We start from the raw sequence: 19,439 nt of genomic DNA on the forward strand, positions 1-19,439 counted from the left end.
CCACGGCCGCTCAAAGGGTGTTTACCGTATGGCCGCCATCGACCACGATCACCGCGCCGGTCATGTAGCTGGAGGCGTCGGAGGCGAGCAGCAGCAGCGGGCCGACCAGCTCGTCGCTGTGCCCCAGGCGCCGCTGCGGGATGCGCTTGATGAGCGCCATGCCGGGTTCGCTCGCGAAGAAATCCCGGTTGAGCGGCGTCTCCACATAGCCCGGCGCGAGCGCGTTGACGCGGATGCGGTAGCGCGCGAGCTCGAGCGCCATCGCGCGCGTGAGCTGGATCAGCGCCGCCTTCGAGGCGGCGTAGGCCGGCAGTTGCTGGGCCACGCGCAAGCCCAGGATGGAGGCGATGTTCACGATGCTGCCGCCCTTGCCGGCGTCGCGCATGGCGCGTGAGGTGCGCTGGGCGACGCGCCACGCGCCGTTGAGATTGACGTCGACGATGCCGGTCCATTCGCGCTCTTCCACCTCCAGCAGGGGCTTGGTGAGCGTCACCCCGGCGTTGTTGATCAGGACGTCGGGCGCGCCCAGCGTCGCGACCAGCTCCGCCAGCGCCGCCTCCACGCTCTCCGCGCGGGTCACGTCCATCTCCAGCGCGTGGGCGCGGATGCCGTTCTCCTCGAACTCGCGGGCGAGCGCCCGCCCCTGCTCGATCCGGCGCCCGGCCAGGGCGAGCGTGGCACCCGCCTCGCCGAGCGCGCGGGCGAAATCGCGTCCCAGGCCGCTGAACGCGCCGGTGACCAGCACGGTCTTGCCCGCGACGTCGAACAGCGCCGCGTGGCGCGCGGTCGATTTCGCGTTCATGCCGTTTCCCCCCGCTGCGTCGCCTCGCCGAGGAAGCGCGCGAAATGTTGGTCGCGGTTACCGAACAGCGCCGCGTTGACCATCAGGCGGCGGAAGTAGTGGCTGACATCGAGTTCGTCAGTGACCCCGACTCCGCCGTGCATCTGCACCGCCTCGTTCGCCACCGTGCGCGCCGCGCCGCAGATGTAGGCCTTGGCGCCGCTGATCACCCGCGCGCGCTCGGCCGCGGGCAGGGCCGTGGCGCGCTGCGCGGCAAGGGTCAGTGCGGCGATCTCCTCCTGGAGCAGGAACATCTCCACCGCACGATGCTGCAGCGCCTGGTTGGTGCCGATCGGCCGCCCGAACTGGGTGCGGATCTTCAGGTAGTCGCAGGTCGCGGCGACGAGCATGCGCACGATGCCCAGCGCCTCGGCGCAGCTCGCCACGGTCGCGCGCTCGTGCACGTCCGCGATCGCCTGCGCGGCCGAGCCCTCGCGCGCCGGGTCGAGCGCCTCCACGGCGGTTCCCGCGAAGCGGAAGTTCGCCGCGCCGCGGCCATCCACGAGGCGGAAACGCGTCGCTTCCACCCCGGACGAAGCGGGGTCGACCAGATAGAGCCGCATCTTGCCGCCACGATCGGCGTCGATGGCCGACACGATCAGGCGGTCGGCGAGGTCGCCGTGCAGGACCGCGATCTTGGCGCCGACGAGGCGCCCCCCGCGCACCGCGCACCGGTCGGCGCCGTCGCCGGGTTCCGCGTCGGCGAAGGCGAGCTTGAGCGAGCCGTCGGCCAGGCCCGGCAGGTAGGCGTCCTGCTGCGCGGCGCTCGCCTGCTGCAGCAGCAACTCGGTGCCGACGATCGCGCTGGCGAGGACGGGCTCCATCAGCAGGCGGCTGCCGACCACCTCCATCAGCGCGCCGACCACGAGCGGATCGGCGTCCATGCCGCCGTGCGCCTCGGGCAGACGCAGCGCGAGCCAGCCGAGCTCGGCGTAGGCCTGCCAGGCGCGGCCGCTGTAGCCGGTCGGATCGGCCAGCACCGCGTGCCGCTGGGCGAGGCTGTAGTGGTCGGCCGCATAGCGCCGGGCGCTGTCGCCGAGCATGGCCGCGGTATCGAAATCCAGGTTCATAAGCCGAGCACTCCCTTGGCGACGATGTTGCGCTGGATCTCCGAGGCGCCGCCGAAGATCGTTGCCGCGCGGTTGTAGAGATGGTCCTTGACGATGCCTTCGGCGTCGTCGGGGCCCAGCGGCGGACGGTCCCCGGCATGCACGTCGGCCGGGTCGTAGGCGATCCCGGCGCAGCCCAGGGTGTCGATCGCGGCCTCGGCGATATGCTGGTAGAGCTCGGCGCCGCGCAGCTTGATGAGCGACGCCTCGGCGCCGTGATCGGTGCCGCGCATCATCGCCTCGACGGCCTGGTATGCGGCTTCCTCGAGCGCGAAAAAGCGCAGCTCGAGCTCGCCGATGCGAGCCTGCAAGCGCCCCGGTGAAACCGCAGCCTGCTCGCGCGCCAGCTCCTTCAGCCGCTCCAGCGCGTGCCACGCCATGCCGACGATCGCCCCCGCGGTGCGCTCGTTCTTGAGCAGGAACTTGGCGTAGGTCCAGCCTTCGCCTTCGGCCCCGACCAAGTTGTCGACCGGCACGCGGACGTTGTCCAGCCACACCTCGTTTACGTGCCGGTAGCCGTCCATGGTCGGGATCGGCTTCACCGTCACGCCGGGGCTCTTCATATCGACGAGCAGGAAGGAGATCGCCTTCTGCGCCTGCGCATCGCGGGTGGTCTTGACCAGACAGAACATCCAGTCGGCCCACTGGGCGTAGGTGGTCCACACCTTCTGGCCATTGACGACGTAGTGGTCGCCCTCGCTGCTGCTTACCCGGATCGCCTCGGTGCGCAGCGCGGCGAGATCGGAACCGGCACCGGGCTCCGAATAGCCCTGCGCCCAGAAGTCCTCGGTGGTGGCGATGCGCGGCAGGAAGCGCGCCTTCTGCGCCGGCGAGCCGAAGGTGTAAATTACCGGGCCCACATACTTGACGCCGAAGGGGATGATCCACGGACAGCCCAGGCGGGCGAACTGGTCCTCGAAGGCGAAGCGCTCCAGCAGCGACCACGCCTGGCCGCCGTATTCCTTCGGCCAGTGGCCGATGGCCCAGCCCTGGTCGTTCAGCAGCCGCATCCAGTGCACATAGTCGTCCTTGTCCAGCACCTGGTGGTGCTTTGACTTGAGCTTGAGGTCGGCCGGGAGCCGCTCGTCATGGAAGCGCCGGATCGCCGACCTCAGCGTCTGTGCGCGCGCGCGGGCTGCGCTTGTCTGTTCGTTCATGCGTTCTCCTGTTGGCGGATCGGGAATGGGGAGGCGTCGACGGAGCTGGTCCGACCTAGCCCACCGCGCCTCCCTCCTTGGCAAAGCGCCACGCCGCCTGCGCCAGCGGGCGCACATGCGCGGCGATCTCGGCCGCATTCGCCGAGGCCGCGTTGCCCCCCTGCAGGCGGTGCGCGATGCCCTGCAGGATCGCGGCGGTGCGGAACAGGTTGTAGGCGCGGTAGAAGGTGAGCTTGTCGTCGACCACCAGCCCGGTGCGCTCGCAGTAGCGCGCGATATAGCGCTCCAGGGTGGGAATCCCGAGCGCGGCGAGATCCGCATCGCTCAAGGTGCCGCGGGCGTCGACGCCCGCAGGGCGGTACCATTCCATGGTGTGGTACATCAGGTCACCGAGGGGATGGCCGAGGGTCGACAGCTCCCAGTCCACCACCGCCACGACCCTCGGTTCGACCGGATGGAACAGCAGGTTGTGGAAGGAGTAGTCCCCATGGATGATGGACGAGCGCCCGTCGTCGGGCGGCACGAACGCCGGCAGCCACCCCATGAGCATGTCCATCTCGGGGATGTCCTGGGTCCGCGACTGGTCGTATTGACGCGACCAGCGCGAGATCTGGCGTTCGAAGTAGCTGCCCGGCCGGCCGAAGTCGGCGAGCCCCAGCGACACGTAATCCACCGTATGAAGCCGCGCCAGGGTCTCGTTGGCGGAGTCGAACACGGCCGCCCGCTCCTCCCGGCTCAGGTCCGGCATCCGGCAATCCCAGAAGATCCGCCCCGGCACGTGCCGCATCACATAGAACATGCCGCCCAGGATCTCGCGGTCCTCGCACATCACGAACGGCTCGGGCACCGGGAAACCGGGCACGCGCGCCAGCGCGCTGAGCACGCGGAACTCCCGGTCCACGGCATGGGCGGATTTCAGCAGGATCCCGGGCGGCTGGCGGCGCAGGACGTACTTGGCCTTCGGCGTCTCGAGCAGATAGGTCAGGTTCGACTGGCCGCCCTGGAACTGCTGCACCTTGAGTGGCCCCTGGAACCCGGGCAAGTGCTCACGCAGGTAGTCGTGAAGCCGCCCTTCGTCGATCTGCGCGAAGTGGTGAATGTCGCCGACCTCGCCGAGGTAGGCCTGCGGGGAACCGCCGTAAACGGGAGCGTCCACGCTCCGTTCCGCTTGTCCAGTGTCGCCTGTCGTTTCAGCCATGAGATGTTTCCATTTGTCGCACCCCGAGGGGCCATTTCGGTGACTCGAGGCTTCCCGCATCCAGCCAGGGAAACCCGCGTTTGCTTTCGGCACGTCGGAAACCGGCGGCTACGGGCCACCCCACGTCCGAACGTTCGGTCGAACAGCCGGCCGCGATGCCAGATGCAACAACGCGAACGACCTTGCGATAAAAGGTAATCGACCGACCGGTCGGCTGTCAAGTGTGCGCGTGCCGAAAGCATCCGCCCCGCAAGTACGCAAGGCCATGGGAGCGAAGATGCGCGACAGGATCTTGACACTCGACCGCCCGGTCGGTAGGCTGCAGTTACCGATTTTCATCTGCTCGCGGTCGGCTCGCCCTGCGGCGAGTCCGACCCGGGCGCTCCGCAAAACGCCCCGCCAACTCAAAGGGAGATTCAAGGTGACAGAGTCGAATGCACTGCTGCAGTCGGTGCTGCTCAAGCAGCTGGCACCCTTCACGCGCTCCGGGTACGCGCTGTTCCGCGAGGTCATCGAGTCCGACGGCGCCCTGAGCGCGAAGCTCAAATGCCTCCTCGCCGCGGTTGCGGCGTGCAACCGCGGCTATCGGGATCTGGCACACACCGAGCTCGCGCGCGCCGCCGCTCTGGGCATCACGCTCAACGAGGCCTCGAGCGGCCTCATCCTGCTCAGCAGCCTGCGCGGCGAAGGCGCTGCCCTCGCCTTCGACGCCGTGCTGCGCGTGGTCTATCCGGTGCCCGCCGAGGCCGCGACCGAACCCGACCTGGTGCGCGCCGAGCCGGGCGAGGCCGAAGCCAACTTCAAGGCCTATTTCGGCACCGTGCCGCCGGCGCTCGTCACCCTCCTGCGTCTGGCGCCGCTGGGCGCGGACGGCTACTTCCTGATGCGTCGCGGAACGATCGACTGCAACCAGCTCGACCGCAAGTCGGCCGAGCTCATGCTGATCGCGGTGCTCGCCTCGGACTACAGCCCGATGGCCGCCACCCACATCCGTGCCGCGCGTGCGGTCGGCGCCAGTGACGAGGAGATGGCCGAGGCCATCCTGTGCGCCGTACCCTCGGCCGGCATCGCCGCCTGGATGGCGGCCGGCGTGCTCCTGAACGAGCAATGAGCAGGTCCGCCGAAAACCGCCAGTGGCTGCTGCGCCGGCGGCCCCATGGCCGCGTGGCGCCGTCCGATCTGGAATTGGCGGTGACGCCGGCACCGACCGCGGGCGTAGGCGAGCTCGTGGTGCGCGTGAAGCTGCTCTGCATGGACCCGACCATCCGCAATTTCATGGACGCGGCCCCCGGCTACGGGGTGCCGATCGCGGTGGGCGGTCCGATCCGGGGGATGGTCGTCGGCGAAGTGGTGGCGTCCCGCGACGCTTCGCGCTGCGAGGGCGAGCTGGTGTGGGGCTTCGGCTCCTGGAGCGACTACGTGTCGGGTCCGGCCGCCCGGTTCCATCCGCTGCCGGTCGGCTTCGGCCATCCCCTTCCGGTGTACACCCATGTGCTCGGCACCATCGGCCTCACCGCACACTACGGCTTGCTCGAGGTGGCTGGCGTGCGCCCCGGGGACCGTGTCCTGGTGAGCGGGGCCGCGGGCGCGGTCGGCTCGCTAGCCGGCCAGATCGCGCACATCGCGGGCGCGTCGCGGGTCGTCGGCATCGCCGGCGGCGCCGAAAAATGCGCGCGGGCCACCTTGCGCTACGGCTACGACCAGTGCATCGACTACAAGGGTCCGGCGCCGGTGCGCGAGGCCATCGCCGCGGCGTTCCCGGACGGCATCGACGTCGTGTTCGAGAACGTCGGCGGGCCGCTCCTCGCGGCCGCCCTGGACCATCTCAGGAAGAACGCCCGAGTCGCGCTGTGCGGGATGATCGCCCGCTACGGCGCCACCGAGCGGACACCCGGCCCCGCCAACCTGTGGAATCTCGTGGTCAACAGCGCCCGGCTGCAGGGCTTTCTGGTGAGCGACATCCTCGGCCAGCCGGCGCGCGTCGATGCCGCCCTGCGCGCGCTGGACGGCTGGATCCGCGAAGACCGCCTGCGCTACGACATCGACTTGCGCACCGGCTTCGAGCACGTTCCCGACACCTTCAATTGCCTGTTCACCGGCGCCCACAACGGGCGCCTGGTGGTGCAGATCGACGATCCGAACCAGGGCGCCTCGACATGAACGATGTGAGCTATACCCGCATGGGCGACATCGCCGTCGCCACCGTCAACTATCCTCCGGTCAACGCCCTGAGCCACGCCGTGCGCAGCGGCCTGATGGCGGCCATCGAACGCAGCGCGGCGGATCCCGAGGTGGCGGCGCTGGTCATCATCGGCGGCGGGGCCACCTTCGTCGCCGGCGCGGACATCAACGACTTCGGCAAGCCCTACGGCGAACCGACGCTATACACCATCATCGACGCGCTGATGGCGAGCGCCAAGCCGATCATCGCCGCCATCCACGGCACCGCGTTCGGCGGCGGTCTCGAACTTGCGCTTGCGTGCCAGTGGCGGATCGCCACCGCCGACGCCCAGGTCGGCCAGCCCGAGGTCAAGCTCGGCCTGATGCCCGGCGGCGGCGGCACGCAGTGGTGGACGCGCCTGGCCGGGCCGCAGGCGGCGCTCGAGGTGTGCACCACCGGCAACCCGGTCTCCGCCCGCCAGGCGCACGCGTGGGGCATCATCGACCGCCTCGCCGACGACGACCTGCTGCAAGGCGCGCTCGGTCTCGCCCGCGAGGTCGTGAGCGGCACCCTGCCGCCGCGGCGACTGACCGAGGCGACGGACAAGATCCGCAACACGGATCCGAAACTCTTCTCCGACTACCGCGACAAGCATCGTCGCCGCTGGAAGGGCCAGGTGGCCCCATGGCAGATCGTCGATTGCATCGAGGCCGACTGCCGCCTCTCCTTCGCCGAAGGCTTCGCGCGCGAGCGCGAGGCTTTCAAGAAATGCGAGCGCAGCCCGCAGAGCCGGGCGCTGATCCACCTCTTCTTTGCCGAGCGCGCCGCCACCAAGCTCAAGGATGTCTCGGCCACGCCCGCACCCATCCGCGCAGTCGGCGTGGTCGGTGCCGGCACCATGGGCGGTGGGATCGCGATGAGCTTCGCCAACGCCGGATTGGCGGTGATGCTCGTCGACGCCTCGGACCAGGCGCTGGCGCGCGGCATGGACATGATCGCGCGCAACTACGCCGCTTCGGTGAACCGCGGCAGCCTGGCGCAGGCGAAGGCGGACGCGGCGCTGGCGCGCATCCGGAGCTCGACGAACTACGCCGATCTGCGCGACGCCGACCTGATCGTGGAGGCGGTGTTCGAGGACATGGCGGTCAAACAGGACGTCTTCCGCCAGCTCGATGTGGTGGCGAAGCCCGGGGCCATCCTCGCCACCAACACCTCGACGCTCGACATCGACGCCATCGCCGAAGCCACCTCCCGCCCCGGCAAGGTGGTCGGCCTGCACTTCTTCAGCCCGGCCAACGTCATGCGCCTGCTGGAAATCGTGCGCGGCCGCGCGACCGCGCCGGACACGCTCGCCACCGCGCTGGGCGTCGCCCGCAGCCTGCGCAAGATCGCGGTGGTGGCGGGCAACGCCTACGGCTTCATCGGCAACCGCATCCTCGCCGCCTATGGGCGGGAAGCGGACTTCATGCTCGAGGAAGGCGCCACACCGTGGCAGATCGACCGCGTGCTGGTCGAGTTCGGCTTTCCCATGGGGCTCTTCGCCATGCGCGACATGGCTGGCCTCGACGTGATCTGGCGCATCCGCCAGCAGGAGAACACGAGCCGGCCGCCGCACCTGCGCTACTCGCCGATCGCCGATCGCATCTGCGAGCAGGGCCGTTTCGGCCAGAAGACGGGACGCGGCTACTACCGCTACGAGGGCCGCGCGGCGAGCCCCGACCCCGAAGTCGACGCGCTGATCCGGGACGTTGCGGCCGAGCTCGGCATCGAGCGCCGCGACTTCACCGATCAGGAGATCCTCGACCGCCTGCTGTGCGCCATGGTCAACGAAGGCGCGCGCCTCCTCGAGGAAGGCGTGGCGCAGCGCGCCGGCGACATCGACGTCGTCTACGTGAACGGCTACGGCTTCCCGGCCTGGCGTGGCGGGCCCATGTGCTGGGCCGAGGAAACCGGCCTCCCCTCCATTTACGAATCCGTGGTCGGCCATTACCGCCGCCACGGCGAGAACTGGGCGCCTGCCGAGCTGCTCCGAACCGCGGCCGCTGCCGGCCGCGGCTGGGATGGTGCCGGCAGCGCCACCTCGAGTTGCAACACCCCCCCAACCTCAACCCAAGGGAGCGCATAGCATGCGTGATGCAGTCATCGTTTCCGTCGCGCGTACGGCCGTCGGCAAGGCCTACCGTGGCGCCTTCAACAACACCCAGGGCCAGACCCTGGCCGGACACGCGGTCAAGGCCGCGCTGCAGCGAGCGCACGTCGAATCGGACGCAGTCGACGACGTGGTGCTCGGCTGCGCCCTGCAGCAGGGCAGCACCGGATTCAACGTGGCCCGGCAGGCCGCCCTGTGCGCCGGCCTGCCGGTGAGCGTGGCCGGAATGACGGTAGACCGTCAATGCGGTTCCGGCCTGATGGCGATCGCAACTGCAGCCAAGCAGATCATCGTCGATGGCATGGAGGTCACCGTGGCCGGTGGCGTCGAATCGGTGTCGCTGGTGCAGAACGAGAAGTTCAACCAGTTCCGCATCATCGATCCCGCCCTGGAGCAGCGCGTTCCCGCGCTGTACATGTCGATGCTGGAAACCGCCGAGATCGTCTCGGAGCGCTATGGCGTATCGCGGGACCGGCAGGACGAGTACGCCCTTCGCTCGCAACAGCGGACGGCCCAGGCCCAGGCCGAAGGTCGCTTCGATGACGAGATCATCCCGATCGAGACCATCATGGCGCGCTTCGACAAGGCGACGAACCGCACCAACTTCGTCCCGGTCACGATCGCCCAGGACGAGGGCAACCGCCCCCAGACCACGCTCGACGATCTCGCCAGCCTCCAGCCCGTGTTCAAGGAAGGGCAAAGGCTCAAGGAGGGCCGCTTCGTCACTGCCGGCAATGCCTCGCAGTTGTCCGATGGCGCGGCGGCGCTGGTACTGATGGAGGCCGCCGAGGCCGCCCGGCGCGGACTCACACCGCTGGGTCGCTACTGCGGCATGGCGGTGGCGGGCTGCGGACCGGAGGAGATGGGGATCGGACCGGTGCTCGCCGTACCGAAGCTGCTGGCCAGGGCCGGGCTGAAAGTCCACGACATCGATCTGTGGGAACTGAACGAGGCTTTTGCCTCCCAGGTGCTCTACTGCCGCGACCAGCTGGAGATTCCCGACGAGCGGCTCAATGTTTCGGGCGGGGCCATCGCTGTCGGCCATCCCTACGGCATGTCGGGCGCGCGCATGACCGGCCATATCCTGCTCGAGGGACGCCGGCGCAAGGCGAAGTATGGCGTCGTCACGATGTGCGTCGGCGGCGGCATCGGCGCAGCCGGATTGTTCGAAATTTTCTGAAATTGCGGCATTGACAAATATCGGTGGCGTGATAATGTTTCATCTAACCGACCGACCGGTCGGGTGCTAATCGAAGTACGGAATCAAAGTCCGGATTCGGCAGCAAATTTTCTCAGGAGCGGAGACAACCATGGAAATGGAAAAGGACGTCATTCAATACGAGGTTGCGGGCAACGGCATTGCGACCATTTGGCTCAACCGCCCCCACAAGCGCAACTGCGTCAGCCCGCAGCTGCTGAAGGAACTCGAGAAGGCGGTCGATCGCGCCGCCGAGGACAAGGAGGCCCTCGCGGTGGTGTTCCGCGGCCGCGCCAACACCTTCTGCTCGGGTGCCGATCTGGATCAGCTGGTCGGTCCGGTGTTGCAGGAGACCACCTCGTCGCTGCAGCTGGCGATCGATTCGGCCCGCACCTACGACAAGATCTTCAACATGAAGAAGCCCACCATCGCCGCAGTCGAAGGCTACGCGGTTGCCGGTGGCTTTGAACTGATGATCTCGTGCGACTTCGCGCTGGCTGCATCCGAGGCCAAGATCGGCGACTTCCACATCCGCCGCGCCCTGTTCGGTGGTGCCGGCCCGATCTACCGCCTGCCGCGCATGATCGGCATGCGCCGCTCGAAGGAGCTGATGCTCACCGGCAAGCTGCTCACCGGCGACCAGTGCGCCGAGTGGGGCCTGATCAACGCTGCGGCTCCGCAGGCGGAGTTCGATCAGCTGATCCAGGATTTCTGCGCGCCCTTGATCGACAAGAGCCCGTTCTGCATGTGGATGACCAAGATGGCGGTGAACCGCGGCCTGGATGCCGACACCGACACCCTGATCACGCTCGAGACCATGACCTGCAACGTCGTACACCACTCCGAGGACGCCAAGGAAGGGGTTCGCGCCTTCCTCGAAAAGCGCACCCCGAAGTGGACCGGTCGTTAATCGGCAAAGGCGGATAAACACATGTCAGCAAGCTTGGTCATCCTGGCGACACGCCCGCCCGAATGGACGCGGGAGCAATTCACTACCTGGTGGCGCAGCGAGCACGCCGGCTACGGCAGGCAGCTGCCCGGCCTTCAGGCCTATCGGCATGGCGAGGTGGTGTTCGACTACGACCATCCCGGGGCACCCGCCTGGGATGGCCATGCGGTGCTGACTTTCGCCACCCGCGAGGCGCTCGATGCGGCCCTCGATTCGCCGGAGTGGAAGGCAGCCGTCGCCCACGTCGGCAGAATGAAAGGCAAGCGGATCGCGCTGATCACGGAGGAGGTCGACCTCCTCCCTGGCAGTTAGGGTTTCCTTCACCCCTCCAGAATGGGCAGGACAACACAGTGAGCGAGACATTTTCTCCGGGCTTCATCGCCCGACAATTCCGCCTCGACGGCAAGGTTGCGTTGATCACCGGCGGACGGGGCGCACTGGCCGAGGCCATGGCCGCGGCGCTGGCCGACCTCGGCTGCGATGTGGCACTCGCCTCCCGCCACGAGCAGGAGTGCGCCGGGATCGCGGCGGACATCGCCAGGCGCTTCGAGCGCAAGGCGATCGGCCTGCGCTGCGACATCGCCAAGGAGGAAGAGGTCGAGGCGGCGGTGGCGGCCACGGTGCAGGAATTCGGCCGCCTCGACATCCTGATCAACAACGCCGGTGCCTCCTGGTGGGGCCTGCCCGAGGAGATTCCGCTGTCGGGCTGGCAGAAGGTCATCGACGTGAATCTGACCGGGACCTTCCTCGCCTGCCGCCACGCCGCGAAACACATGATCGCGCACGGCGGCGGCGCCATGGTCAATATCGCCTCGGTCGGTGCGTTTCTCTCCTACACCCCCGAGGCCGGCCAGGTGGTTCCCTACACCACCAGCAAAGCGGCGATCGTGCACCTCACCAGCGACCTGGCCGCCCAATGGGCCCACCATGGCATACGGGTCAATGCAGTGGCGCCGGGCTCGGTGGAAACCGGCATGACCGAGACGCTCACCGAAAGCGTGCAGCAGAAACTCCTGGACGGGATTCTCCTTCACCGCTTCGCCAGGCCCGCCGAGATCGTCGCCACGGTCGCGCTGCTTGCCTCCGGTGCAGGCAGCTTCATCACCGGCCAGACCTTAATCGTCGATGGAGGCCAGTCCATTGCCTGAACAGACCCCCAACACCTTCTCGGCCGATGGCCTGACCTGGACCGACGCTTCACTGTGGGACCAGTTCGCCGCGTTGGCCGACGCCGACCCGCAGGCACTGGCGATCGTCGGCGCCGACGGCCGCCAGTGGACCCGCGCGCAAATGCGCACGATGGCCGAAGCGGCGATGCGCGCACTGCTCGCGGGTGGCGTCCGCCCGCACGATCGGGTCATGCTGCAGGGTCGCAAGAACGCCCCCGTTCTCGCCGCAGCCCTCGGCATCTCGGCGGTCGGCGCAGTGATGTGCCCCTACACCCCCGATCTCGGTACAGCCGAGCGCCAGGTGCTCGACGAACGCCTCGGGCACGTAGCGCTCTTCGACGACGGCACCGGCGAGCCGGTACCCGGACTGCCCGGCCTGCATCTTGCAGTCCGCGACCGCGCACTCGTCGGCGCACCCGACGAACGCAACGCAGGGACCGCACTGATCGGCTTTACCTCGGGGACCACCGGCGTGCCAAAGGGCGTGATGCATTCGCCGACCGCGATGAACTACGCGGTACGCGCCTGCGCAGAGGTCGCCGGTCTCGTGCCCGGCGATCCGATACTTGGCCTCATGCCATTGGGCAGCGCACCGGGCTTCACATTTACCGTCCACTTTTCACTCGCGTTTGGCCATCCACTGATCATTGTCGATCCTTGGGATCCGCTGGAGGCGCTGAAGGTCATCGATCGATACGAATGCCGTTGGGGCATCTCCGTGCCGACCGGCCTTGTCTCCTTCGTCGAACTTGCGCGCAGCGGAAAGTGGACCCGCCCAAGCCCCCTCAAGGCGCTGGGGGTCGGCGGCGGCTCGATGACGCCCGAGCTGATCAGCGCAGCAAAAGACCTCCTGGGCATTCCAGCGTTGCGCATGTTCGGCATGTCCGAATGCATGGGGCATGCGTCCACTCGGCCCAACGATCCGCCCGAACGTATATGCCATTCGGACGGCAAACCATTCCCCGGCACCCGTGACGAGGCCTTCGACAGCGCGCGGCGCATGCTACCCCGGGGCGAACGTGGCCAGGCCGGGGTACGCGGACCGTCACTCTTTATAGGCTATTGCCGCGGCCTCGGCGATCAAGAGCACCAGCTCACTGAGGACGGTTACTTCCTGACCGGGGACGAGATCGTGTGCGACACGGAGGGATACCTGAAGGTTGTAGGCCGAATCAAGGACCAAATCATCCGTGGTGGATATAATATCGATCCCGCCGAGGTCGAAGCGGCATTGCTGCGACACCCGGCGATCGCGATGGCATCGGTGGTCGCGGTTCCCGAGGCACGGCTTGGGGAGCAGGCGTGCGCGGTGTGCTCGATTCGCGACGGACATCCGAAGCCAACGCTGGATGACCTCAAGGAACACGTGGCAAGCATCGGGCTGTCGAAAAAGAAATGGCCGGAGCATCTCGTCGTCGTCGAAGAGTTCCTGTTTACGACGACCGGCAAGGTCGATAAAAAGCGCATGGCACAACTGGTCGCATCGAAGCTGCAGCGGGGCTAGGCGAGGTCAGAGACGCCGGCAGGCGGGCTTCGGTTCGGGGCGGGCTGACCTGTGGTCGGCCCGTTTTTGCAGTTCACTTGGAAGCTAGGAAACACTATGACGAGTCCAGCCAAGGCCACACCGGTGAGACGGAAGCGCGCCCGCACAGCGACGGCAGCACATGACGAGAAGCGCCTCGAGATCATCGAGCATTGCGCAACGCTTTTCGACCATGTCGGCTACCACGGCACGTCCATGCAGATGCTGGCCGACGAGGTCGGTCTGGGCAAGCCGACGCTGTATCACTATTTCGCCAGCAAGGGCGACATCCTGTACGAGATGCACCAGCTGCATATCGACGCTCTGATCGGCGGTCTCGAGGCCGACGCACAGGAGGTGGGCGTCGAACCCGCCGAGCTGCTCGAGCGGGCCTGTGTCTATACGCTGCGCGAGATCGCCCATCACCCCGGCTACGTGCGTGCGTTCATGGATCACTACGCCGAACTGGCCGACGAGCAGCGGGCAGACATGCGGGAGCGTCGTCGCGAATACTTCGCCCGGATCACCGCGATCATCCAGACCGGTATCACCAAGGGCCAGTTCCGCGAATTCGATCCGAAGCTCACCACCCTCGCCTTCGTGGGCATGTGCAACTGGGCCTACAAGTGGTATCCGCCGATGGCGACCGAGACCCCGCCGGAAAAAATGGCCAAGTCGCTGTGCCAGATCTTCCTCGGCGGATTGCTCAAGAGCTGATCAGGCCGGCGCATCCATTGCGGTTGCGCCCGATACCCACGCCGACAGACCGCTCGTCGTCACCGCGCACACGATCGCCTCGGCGATCTCCGGTTCGCTCGCCCCGGCGGTTCGCGCACCCTTGATGTGCACCGACGCCCACGGGCTGTAATCGGCAACCAGCACGGTCACCAGCAGCAGTTCGGAATACTTCGGTCCGAGCGGCGTACCGTTGATGGTCCCCTCGCGCATCAGGTAATAGGCGTCCGCACCGAGCGGCAACAGCTCGACGAGTTTCCCCAGCGACGGCGGCAGGGTGCCGAAGTACGCCAGGAAGTTCCGCTCCGCCTCACCCGGCGCCACGTCGATCGCCGCCAGCCCCTCATCGCCCTGGGTACGCCCCGGGAACACGGCTTCCAGCGCCGCGAGGTAGGACAGGGCCGCCCCCTCTCCGCGCACGCTGCAGAGCACGATCGCGGCCGCGGACGCCTCCTCGAAGGTGAGCCCCAGGTCCCGCGCGCGGGTGAGTTCGCGCAACGCCATCTCGCGATAGCCCTTGGTCGTCGCGGCGACCGCCACGAACATCACCTTGAGTCTGGCCGGCAAGGCGCCGTCCTCGTCAATGATCTTCCTGAACCTCGCGTAACCGCCGAGGGTCAAGGGGGCGGTCCGCCGCAGCAGCGGCGCACCCAGCAACGGATTTTCGATCGTCACGGCATCTCCTCAAACAACACGTCACTCGGACTGCGTCCAATCCCTCCAGCGCCGGACCGGGCCCGGATCAGCGCCGCGCTTCCTTTCAATTCCAAGCTGCCCTCTGCGCCGCAGTCAATCCGAACGTCATCGCCAGCGCGAGACCGCCCCGATCGACCGTGGTGACCTTCAGGCCCTGACCGCACCAGGCGGCGGCGTTTCGTGTTGTGCCAGCATCTCGCCCGGCAGCAGGTTCGATGCACGCCAGTACAGCCAGCCACCGAGCAGGGAGAACATCACGGCGAGGCTCACCGCATACCTCAGCGAGTCGGTGGCCATCCCGTAGTGTTCCATCAGCAGATCGCTCACGTAGCCCGTCGCCAGCGGTCCCAGACCCAGGCCGAACAGATTGAGGATCAGGATCAGGACAGCCGAAGTGAAGGCGCGCATGTTCGGCGGCACCAGCAGGTGGGCGATCACGATGGTCGGGGCGTAGTAGACCAGCATCAGCGTGAAGGTGACCGCGCCCAGGGCCATCGACTGGGTGGCGGAGGCGACCATGAACTGCAGCAGCGCGAACGGAATCATCGCGTACAGCGCGATCGCGACCACCCGCGCACGCGCCCTGGGATCGCGGGCCCCGAAGTGATCCGCGAGGCGGCCGCCGAGGTACATGCCCAGCGCACTGCCGAAGCCATTGACCAGCGCCAGGTAGAGCGAGGTCTCGCCCAGCGAGAGCTCGTGCACCCGGACGTAGAACGGGGCGCTCCAGCTGTTCACCGCATACCACGAGAAGGCGTGGCAGGCCCCGCCGGCCACCAGGTAGCGGAAGGTCTTGATCTCCCACAGGTGGCGGACCGCCTGGCGCGTGGTCAGCTGCGTTTGGGCATAGACGGCACCGTGGTCGAACTGGCCACGCACCGGCTCCCGCATGGTAAGCAACAGGACCGGCACGAGGAGCAGGCCGGCGATGCCGATGATCGCGAATGCCATGCGCCACCCCACCGCCTCGGCCAGCGCGCCGGCCGCGGTATACCCGAACAGCATGCCGACCGGCAGCGAGATGCCCCACACCGCGAGCGCGGTGGCGCGCTTGTTGGCGGGGTAGAGGTCGGCGATCATCGAATGACTCGCCGGCAGACTTCCCGCCTCACCGGCCGCCACCCCGATGCGAAAGAACACCAGGCTGGCATAGCTGGTCGCGAGCCCGGTCAGCGCGGTCATCCCGCTCCAGACTCCGAGAGAACCGGCGATGATGTACTTGCGCACCCAGCGATCGGCAACACGGGCGATCGGCAGGGACAGGGTGGTGTAGAACAGCGCGAACGCCAGCCCGGTCAACGCGCCGAGCTGCAGGTCGGACAAGCCGAGATCGGTCTTGATCGGTACCTGCAGCACCGACAGGATGGTGCGATCCACATAGTTGAACACGGATACCATGAACAGCAGAAAGAGGACATAACGCCGGCGTCCGGGGCTCATCATTGTCTCGCTCCAATCAGTGCCAATCTATTGGCTTTTTGTCATATTGAGCGTCATCGACGGCGTCGATTCATCGAATCGACCACCGTCGAGCACGCGTGGCAGAGCGGCGTCACCGCCTGGCTCCGTTGGGGTCACCGATACACAAGTACGGGGATCGTCGAATGGGTCAGCACCTTCTGGGTCTGCGAACCGAGCAACAGGCCCTTCACCCCGCGGTAGCCATGCGAGGCCATGAGGATCAGATCGCATCCCTGCGCCTTCGCCGCGGCGATGATGCCTTCGTACGGCTGATCCATCACCGACGTGACCCGCGCGCTCGAAACGCCCGCATCCCGCGCCACCGTTTCTGCCCGTTCGAGCACGGCGGATGCCCGCTCATTGACCGTCCTTTCGAACATTTCCGGGTCCGCGGTGCGTACCAGCGCGGCTTCGCCGTAGATCGACGACTCGAGGTCAGGCATGGCATGAAAGAAAGTCACCCGCGCCCCGACCTCGGCGGCCAGGGACACCGCGGCGCCTACCGCCCGCTCTGAGAGCTCCGATCCATCTGTGGGAACGAGAAAGTTCTGGAACACGACACTGCCTCCATGCATCAGTTTGCGTACAGTTGGAGCGGAACCCGCTCGTTTCCGGACACCGGGTTGCCGTCCGTCGGGACCCGACGCGGGGATCCACCCCCCACTCAGTTCGCCGTTTGCGCCTTGTCCACTCCGTTCCGGAGCAGAAAGTGCGACAGCGCCGGGATCAGGATCAGGGCGCCCAACATGTTCCAGATGAACATGAAGGTCAGCAGGATGCCCATGTCCGCCTGAAACTTGATCGGCGACCATGCCCAGGTGATCACCCCCGCCGCCAGGGTCACACCGATCAGCGCGACCACCTTGCCGGTGAAGGCGACGGCCTTGCGGTAGGCCTGGGTGAGGCTCAGCCCGAGGCGCTGATAGGTCAGCTGGACCGACAGCAGGTAGAGCGCGTAATCGACACCGATTCCCACACCGAGCGCGATGACCGGCAGCGTCGCGACCTTCACGCCGATGCCGAGCTGGACCATCAAGGCCTCGGCAAGCACCGACGTCAGCACCAGCGGCAGCACCGCAACGACAACCGCGCGCCAGCTGCGGAAGGTGATGGCACACAGCAGGATCACCGACGCATAGACATAGAGCAGCATCGTCCGGTTGGCGTCGCGCACGACGATGTTGGTGGTCGCCTCGATGCCTGCGCTCCCTGCCGCCAGCAGGAAACCGCGTTCGTCGGTGCCGTACCGGCCCGCGAACTCACTCGCCGCAAGAACGACCCGATCGAGGGTGGCGGCCTTGTGGTCGGACAGATAGGCGAGCACCGGGGTGATCGAACAGTGGGAATTGAGCAGATCCGAATTCCACGCGATAGCGCTGTTGATCTGGGCATCGACGATCGGCTGGACGTCGGCCACCGTCTGCCACTTGGGATTGCCCTCGAACGAGCCGGAGGTGTAGTTGCGCACCGTGTCGGCCAGCGAGCTCGTTCGCTGCACCCCGGGGAGCTGGCGCAGCTCCCAGGACAGGCGGTCGAGCTCGGTGAGGGTCTCGAAGCTGCGGCAGCCATCTTCCGCGGTCTTCACCATGACCGCGAACACGTCCGACGAGATCCCGTAGTTCTCGGTGATGAAGGCGTTATCACGGTTGTAGCGCGAATCGGGGCGCAATTCCGGCGCCCCCGCGTCGAGGTCACCGATCTGCAGGGACTGGGCGCCGATGAAGCCCGCCACGCCGAGCACGGCTCCGCACGCGACCGCCGCCGCCGCCCACTTGCGCTCGGTGAAGCGGTCGAGGAGATTCCACATCCGCGCGAAGCCGCCACCCTGGCTCTCGGCCGTCGCCTCGGCGCGCAGACTTCGTTGCGCGGCAACCGGGCTGACCCCGACATACGACAGCAGGGTCGGCAGCAGGATGAGGTTGGTCACGATCAGCACCGCCACCCCCAGGCTCGCCGTCAGCGCAAGCTCGCGGATCACCGGGATGTCGATCACCATCAGCACCCCGAAACCCACCGCATCGGCCAGCAGCGCGGTGAATCCGGCCAGGAACAGGCGGCGGAAGGTGTAGCGTGCAGCCACCCACTTGTGCGTGCCCCGGCCCACGTCCTGCATGATGCCGTTCATCTTCTGCGCGCCATGGGAGACGCCGATTGCAAACACGAGGAAGGGCACCAGGATCGAGTAGGGGTCGAGCTCCTGACCCAGCATGGCCACCATGCCGAGCTGCCAGATCACGGCGATCATCGAGCATGCGAGCACCGTCGCCGTGCTGCGCACGCAGCGCGTGTATTGGTAGATGATCGCCGCCGCAATGGCCGCGGCGAACAGGAAGAAGCCCATCACTTTTTCCAGCCCGTCGATCAGGTCGCCGGCGAGCTTGGCAAAGCCATTGATGTAGATGCGGACCGCGGCCGATCCGTCGCCGCGTTCGAAGCGCGCGCGGATCTGTTCCAGCGCGGTCGACAGTTGGTGATAGTTGACCGCCTGACCGTCACCGGTCTGGGCCAGCAGCGGAATGACGATCATCGTCGAGCGGTAGTCGTTGGCAACGAGACTGCCGAGGATGTTTGCGCGCGCGACGTTGACGCGCAGATCCTGAATCGAACGGGCGCTACCGTCGTAATCGTTGGGCAGTACGGGGCCGCCGCGGAACCCCTCCTCCGTCACCTCGACCCAGCGCACGACCGGCGTGAAGATCGACTTCATCCAGGCGCGATCGACCCCGGGCAGGGTGATGATCTCGTCGTTGATCCTGGCGAGCGTCGCCAGAAACTCGGGGTCGAAGATGTCCCCGGAAGGATTCTCCACGACGACGCGCACGGAATCGCCGAGACCGCGAAGGTCCGCACGATTTTCGATGTAGTGCTGGATATAGGGATGGCTCTGCGGCAGCATCTTGTCGTAGCTCGCGCCGATCCGCAGGCCGGTGCTCTGGTACCCGAAGAAGGCGGTCAGCAGCAGGCAGATCACGACCACGACCGCCCGGTGATTGAAGATGAGACGCTCGAGTAGATTTCCCGAGCGGTCGTCGAACGCGCGCGGATCGACAACGACTGCCATTTCCTGAGAACTGATGCCTGCGATGCTCATGGT

At 67.1% G+C, this 19,439-nt stretch carries 17 protein-coding genes; 9 read left to right on the top strand and 8 right to left on the bottom strand.

Annotated features, from left to right (window positions below):
- Positions 1-10 precede the first annotated feature (10 nt).
- The 4 genes from AC3A35_RS20990 to AC3A35_RS21005 are packed head-to-tail and all read right to left on the bottom strand — an operon-like array spanning position 11 to position 4,263.
- The gene (locus AC3A35_RS20990; RefSeq protein ID WP_487438284.1) at positions 11-802 is read right to left on the bottom strand and encodes an SDR family NAD(P)-dependent oxidoreductase; all 792 of its coding nucleotides are present in this window, start codon (positions 800-802) and stop codon (positions 11-13) included.
- Positions 799-1,911: an acyl-CoA dehydrogenase family protein gene (locus tag AC3A35_RS20995; protein ID WP_487438286.1), complete on the bottom strand. Its 1,113-nt coding sequence runs from the start codon at positions 1,909-1,911 to the stop codon at positions 799-801. The genes AC3A35_RS20990 and AC3A35_RS20995 overlap by 4 nt, the downstream gene beginning before the upstream one ends.
- Entirely contained in the window at positions 1,908-3,107 is a 1,200-nt protein-coding gene (locus AC3A35_RS21000; protein WP_487438288.1) for an acyl-CoA dehydrogenase family protein, read from the bottom strand. The genes AC3A35_RS20995 and AC3A35_RS21000 overlap by 4 nt, the downstream gene beginning before the upstream one ends.
- A gap of 55 nt (positions 3,108-3,162) precedes the next feature.
- Positions 3,163-4,263 (bottom strand): phosphotransferase family protein, encoded by a 1,101-nt coding sequence (locus AC3A35_RS21005; RefSeq protein WP_487438289.1) that lies wholly within the window; start codon positions 4,261-4,263, stop codon positions 3,163-3,165.
- Between the two features lie 463 nt (positions 4,264-4,726).
- On the opposite strand from AC3A35_RS21005, the gene AC3A35_RS21010 reads away from it, so the two are divergent.
- From AC3A35_RS21010 to AC3A35_RS21050, 9 genes are all read left to right on the top strand, one after another.
- Positions 4,727-5,416: a carboxymuconolactone decarboxylase family protein gene (locus tag AC3A35_RS21010; protein ID WP_487438290.1), complete on the top strand. Its 690-nt coding sequence runs from the start codon at positions 4,727-4,729 to the stop codon at positions 5,414-5,416.
- Positions 5,413-6,465 (top strand): NADP-dependent oxidoreductase, encoded by a 1,053-nt coding sequence (locus tag AC3A35_RS21015; protein WP_487438291.1) that lies wholly within the window; start codon positions 5,413-5,415, stop codon positions 6,463-6,465. Before AC3A35_RS21010 ends, AC3A35_RS21015 begins: the two co-directional genes overlap by 4 nt.
- Positions 6,462-8,591, top strand: coding sequence for a 3-hydroxyacyl-CoA dehydrogenase NAD-binding domain-containing protein (locus AC3A35_RS21020; protein WP_487438292.1), 2,130 nt, complete (start codon positions 6,462-6,464; stop codon positions 8,589-8,591). The genes AC3A35_RS21015 and AC3A35_RS21020 overlap by 4 nt, the downstream gene beginning before the upstream one ends.
- Position 8,592: 1 nt before the next feature.
- A complete protein-coding gene (locus tag AC3A35_RS21025) occupies positions 8,593-9,795 on the top strand; it encodes an acetyl-CoA C-acyltransferase (RefSeq protein WP_487438293.1) in 1,203 nt (400 codons plus the stop codon).
- A 130-nt stretch (positions 9,796-9,925) separates the two neighbouring features.
- Positions 9,926-10,723, top strand: a complete 798-nt coding sequence (locus AC3A35_RS21030; RefSeq protein ID WP_487438294.1) for an enoyl-CoA hydratase/isomerase family protein — start codon at positions 9,926-9,928, stop codon at positions 10,721-10,723.
- A 21-nt stretch (positions 10,724-10,744) separates the two neighbouring features.
- The gene (locus AC3A35_RS21035) at positions 10,745-11,074 is read left to right on the top strand and encodes an EthD family reductase (protein ID WP_487438295.1); all 330 of its coding nucleotides are present in this window, start codon (positions 10,745-10,747) and stop codon (positions 11,072-11,074) included.
- Positions 11,075-11,112: 38 nt separating this feature from the next.
- Positions 11,113-11,910, top strand: a complete 798-nt coding sequence (locus AC3A35_RS21040; protein ID WP_487438296.1) for an SDR family NAD(P)-dependent oxidoreductase — start codon at positions 11,113-11,115, stop codon at positions 11,908-11,910.
- 73 nt (positions 11,911-11,983) lie between these two features.
- Entirely contained in the window at positions 11,984-13,435 is a 1,452-nt protein-coding gene (locus AC3A35_RS21045) for a class I adenylate-forming enzyme family protein (RefSeq protein WP_487438297.1), read from the top strand.
- Between the two features lie 96 nt (positions 13,436-13,531).
- Complete coding sequence (locus AC3A35_RS21050) at positions 13,532-14,170, top strand: TetR/AcrR family transcriptional regulator (protein WP_487438298.1); 639 nt, start codon at positions 13,532-13,534, stop codon at positions 14,168-14,170.
- Here the strand turns inward: AC3A35_RS21050 and AC3A35_RS21055 are convergent, their stop codons facing one another.
- The 4 genes from AC3A35_RS21055 to AC3A35_RS21070 form a co-directional block, all read right to left on the bottom strand.
- Positions 14,171-14,863 (bottom strand): carboxymuconolactone decarboxylase family protein, encoded by a 693-nt coding sequence (locus AC3A35_RS21055; RefSeq protein ID WP_487438299.1) that lies wholly within the window; start codon positions 14,861-14,863, stop codon positions 14,171-14,173.
- A gap of 168 nt (positions 14,864-15,031) precedes the next feature.
- Positions 15,032-16,327, bottom strand: coding sequence for a spinster family MFS transporter (locus AC3A35_RS21060; RefSeq protein ID WP_487438300.1), 1,296 nt, complete (start codon positions 16,325-16,327; stop codon positions 15,032-15,034).
- A 131-nt stretch (positions 16,328-16,458) separates the two neighbouring features.
- Complete coding sequence (locus tag AC3A35_RS21065; protein ID WP_487438301.1) at positions 16,459-16,902, bottom strand: universal stress protein; 444 nt, start codon at positions 16,900-16,902, stop codon at positions 16,459-16,461.
- 107 nt (positions 16,903-17,009) lie between these two features.
- Positions 17,010-19,436, bottom strand: a complete 2,427-nt coding sequence (locus AC3A35_RS21070; protein ID WP_487438302.1) for an efflux RND transporter permease subunit — start codon at positions 19,434-19,436, stop codon at positions 17,010-17,012.
- Positions 19,437-19,439: the final 3 nt, after the last annotated feature.

This window comes from Azoarcus sp. Soil_N_20 (assembly GCF_057656155.1).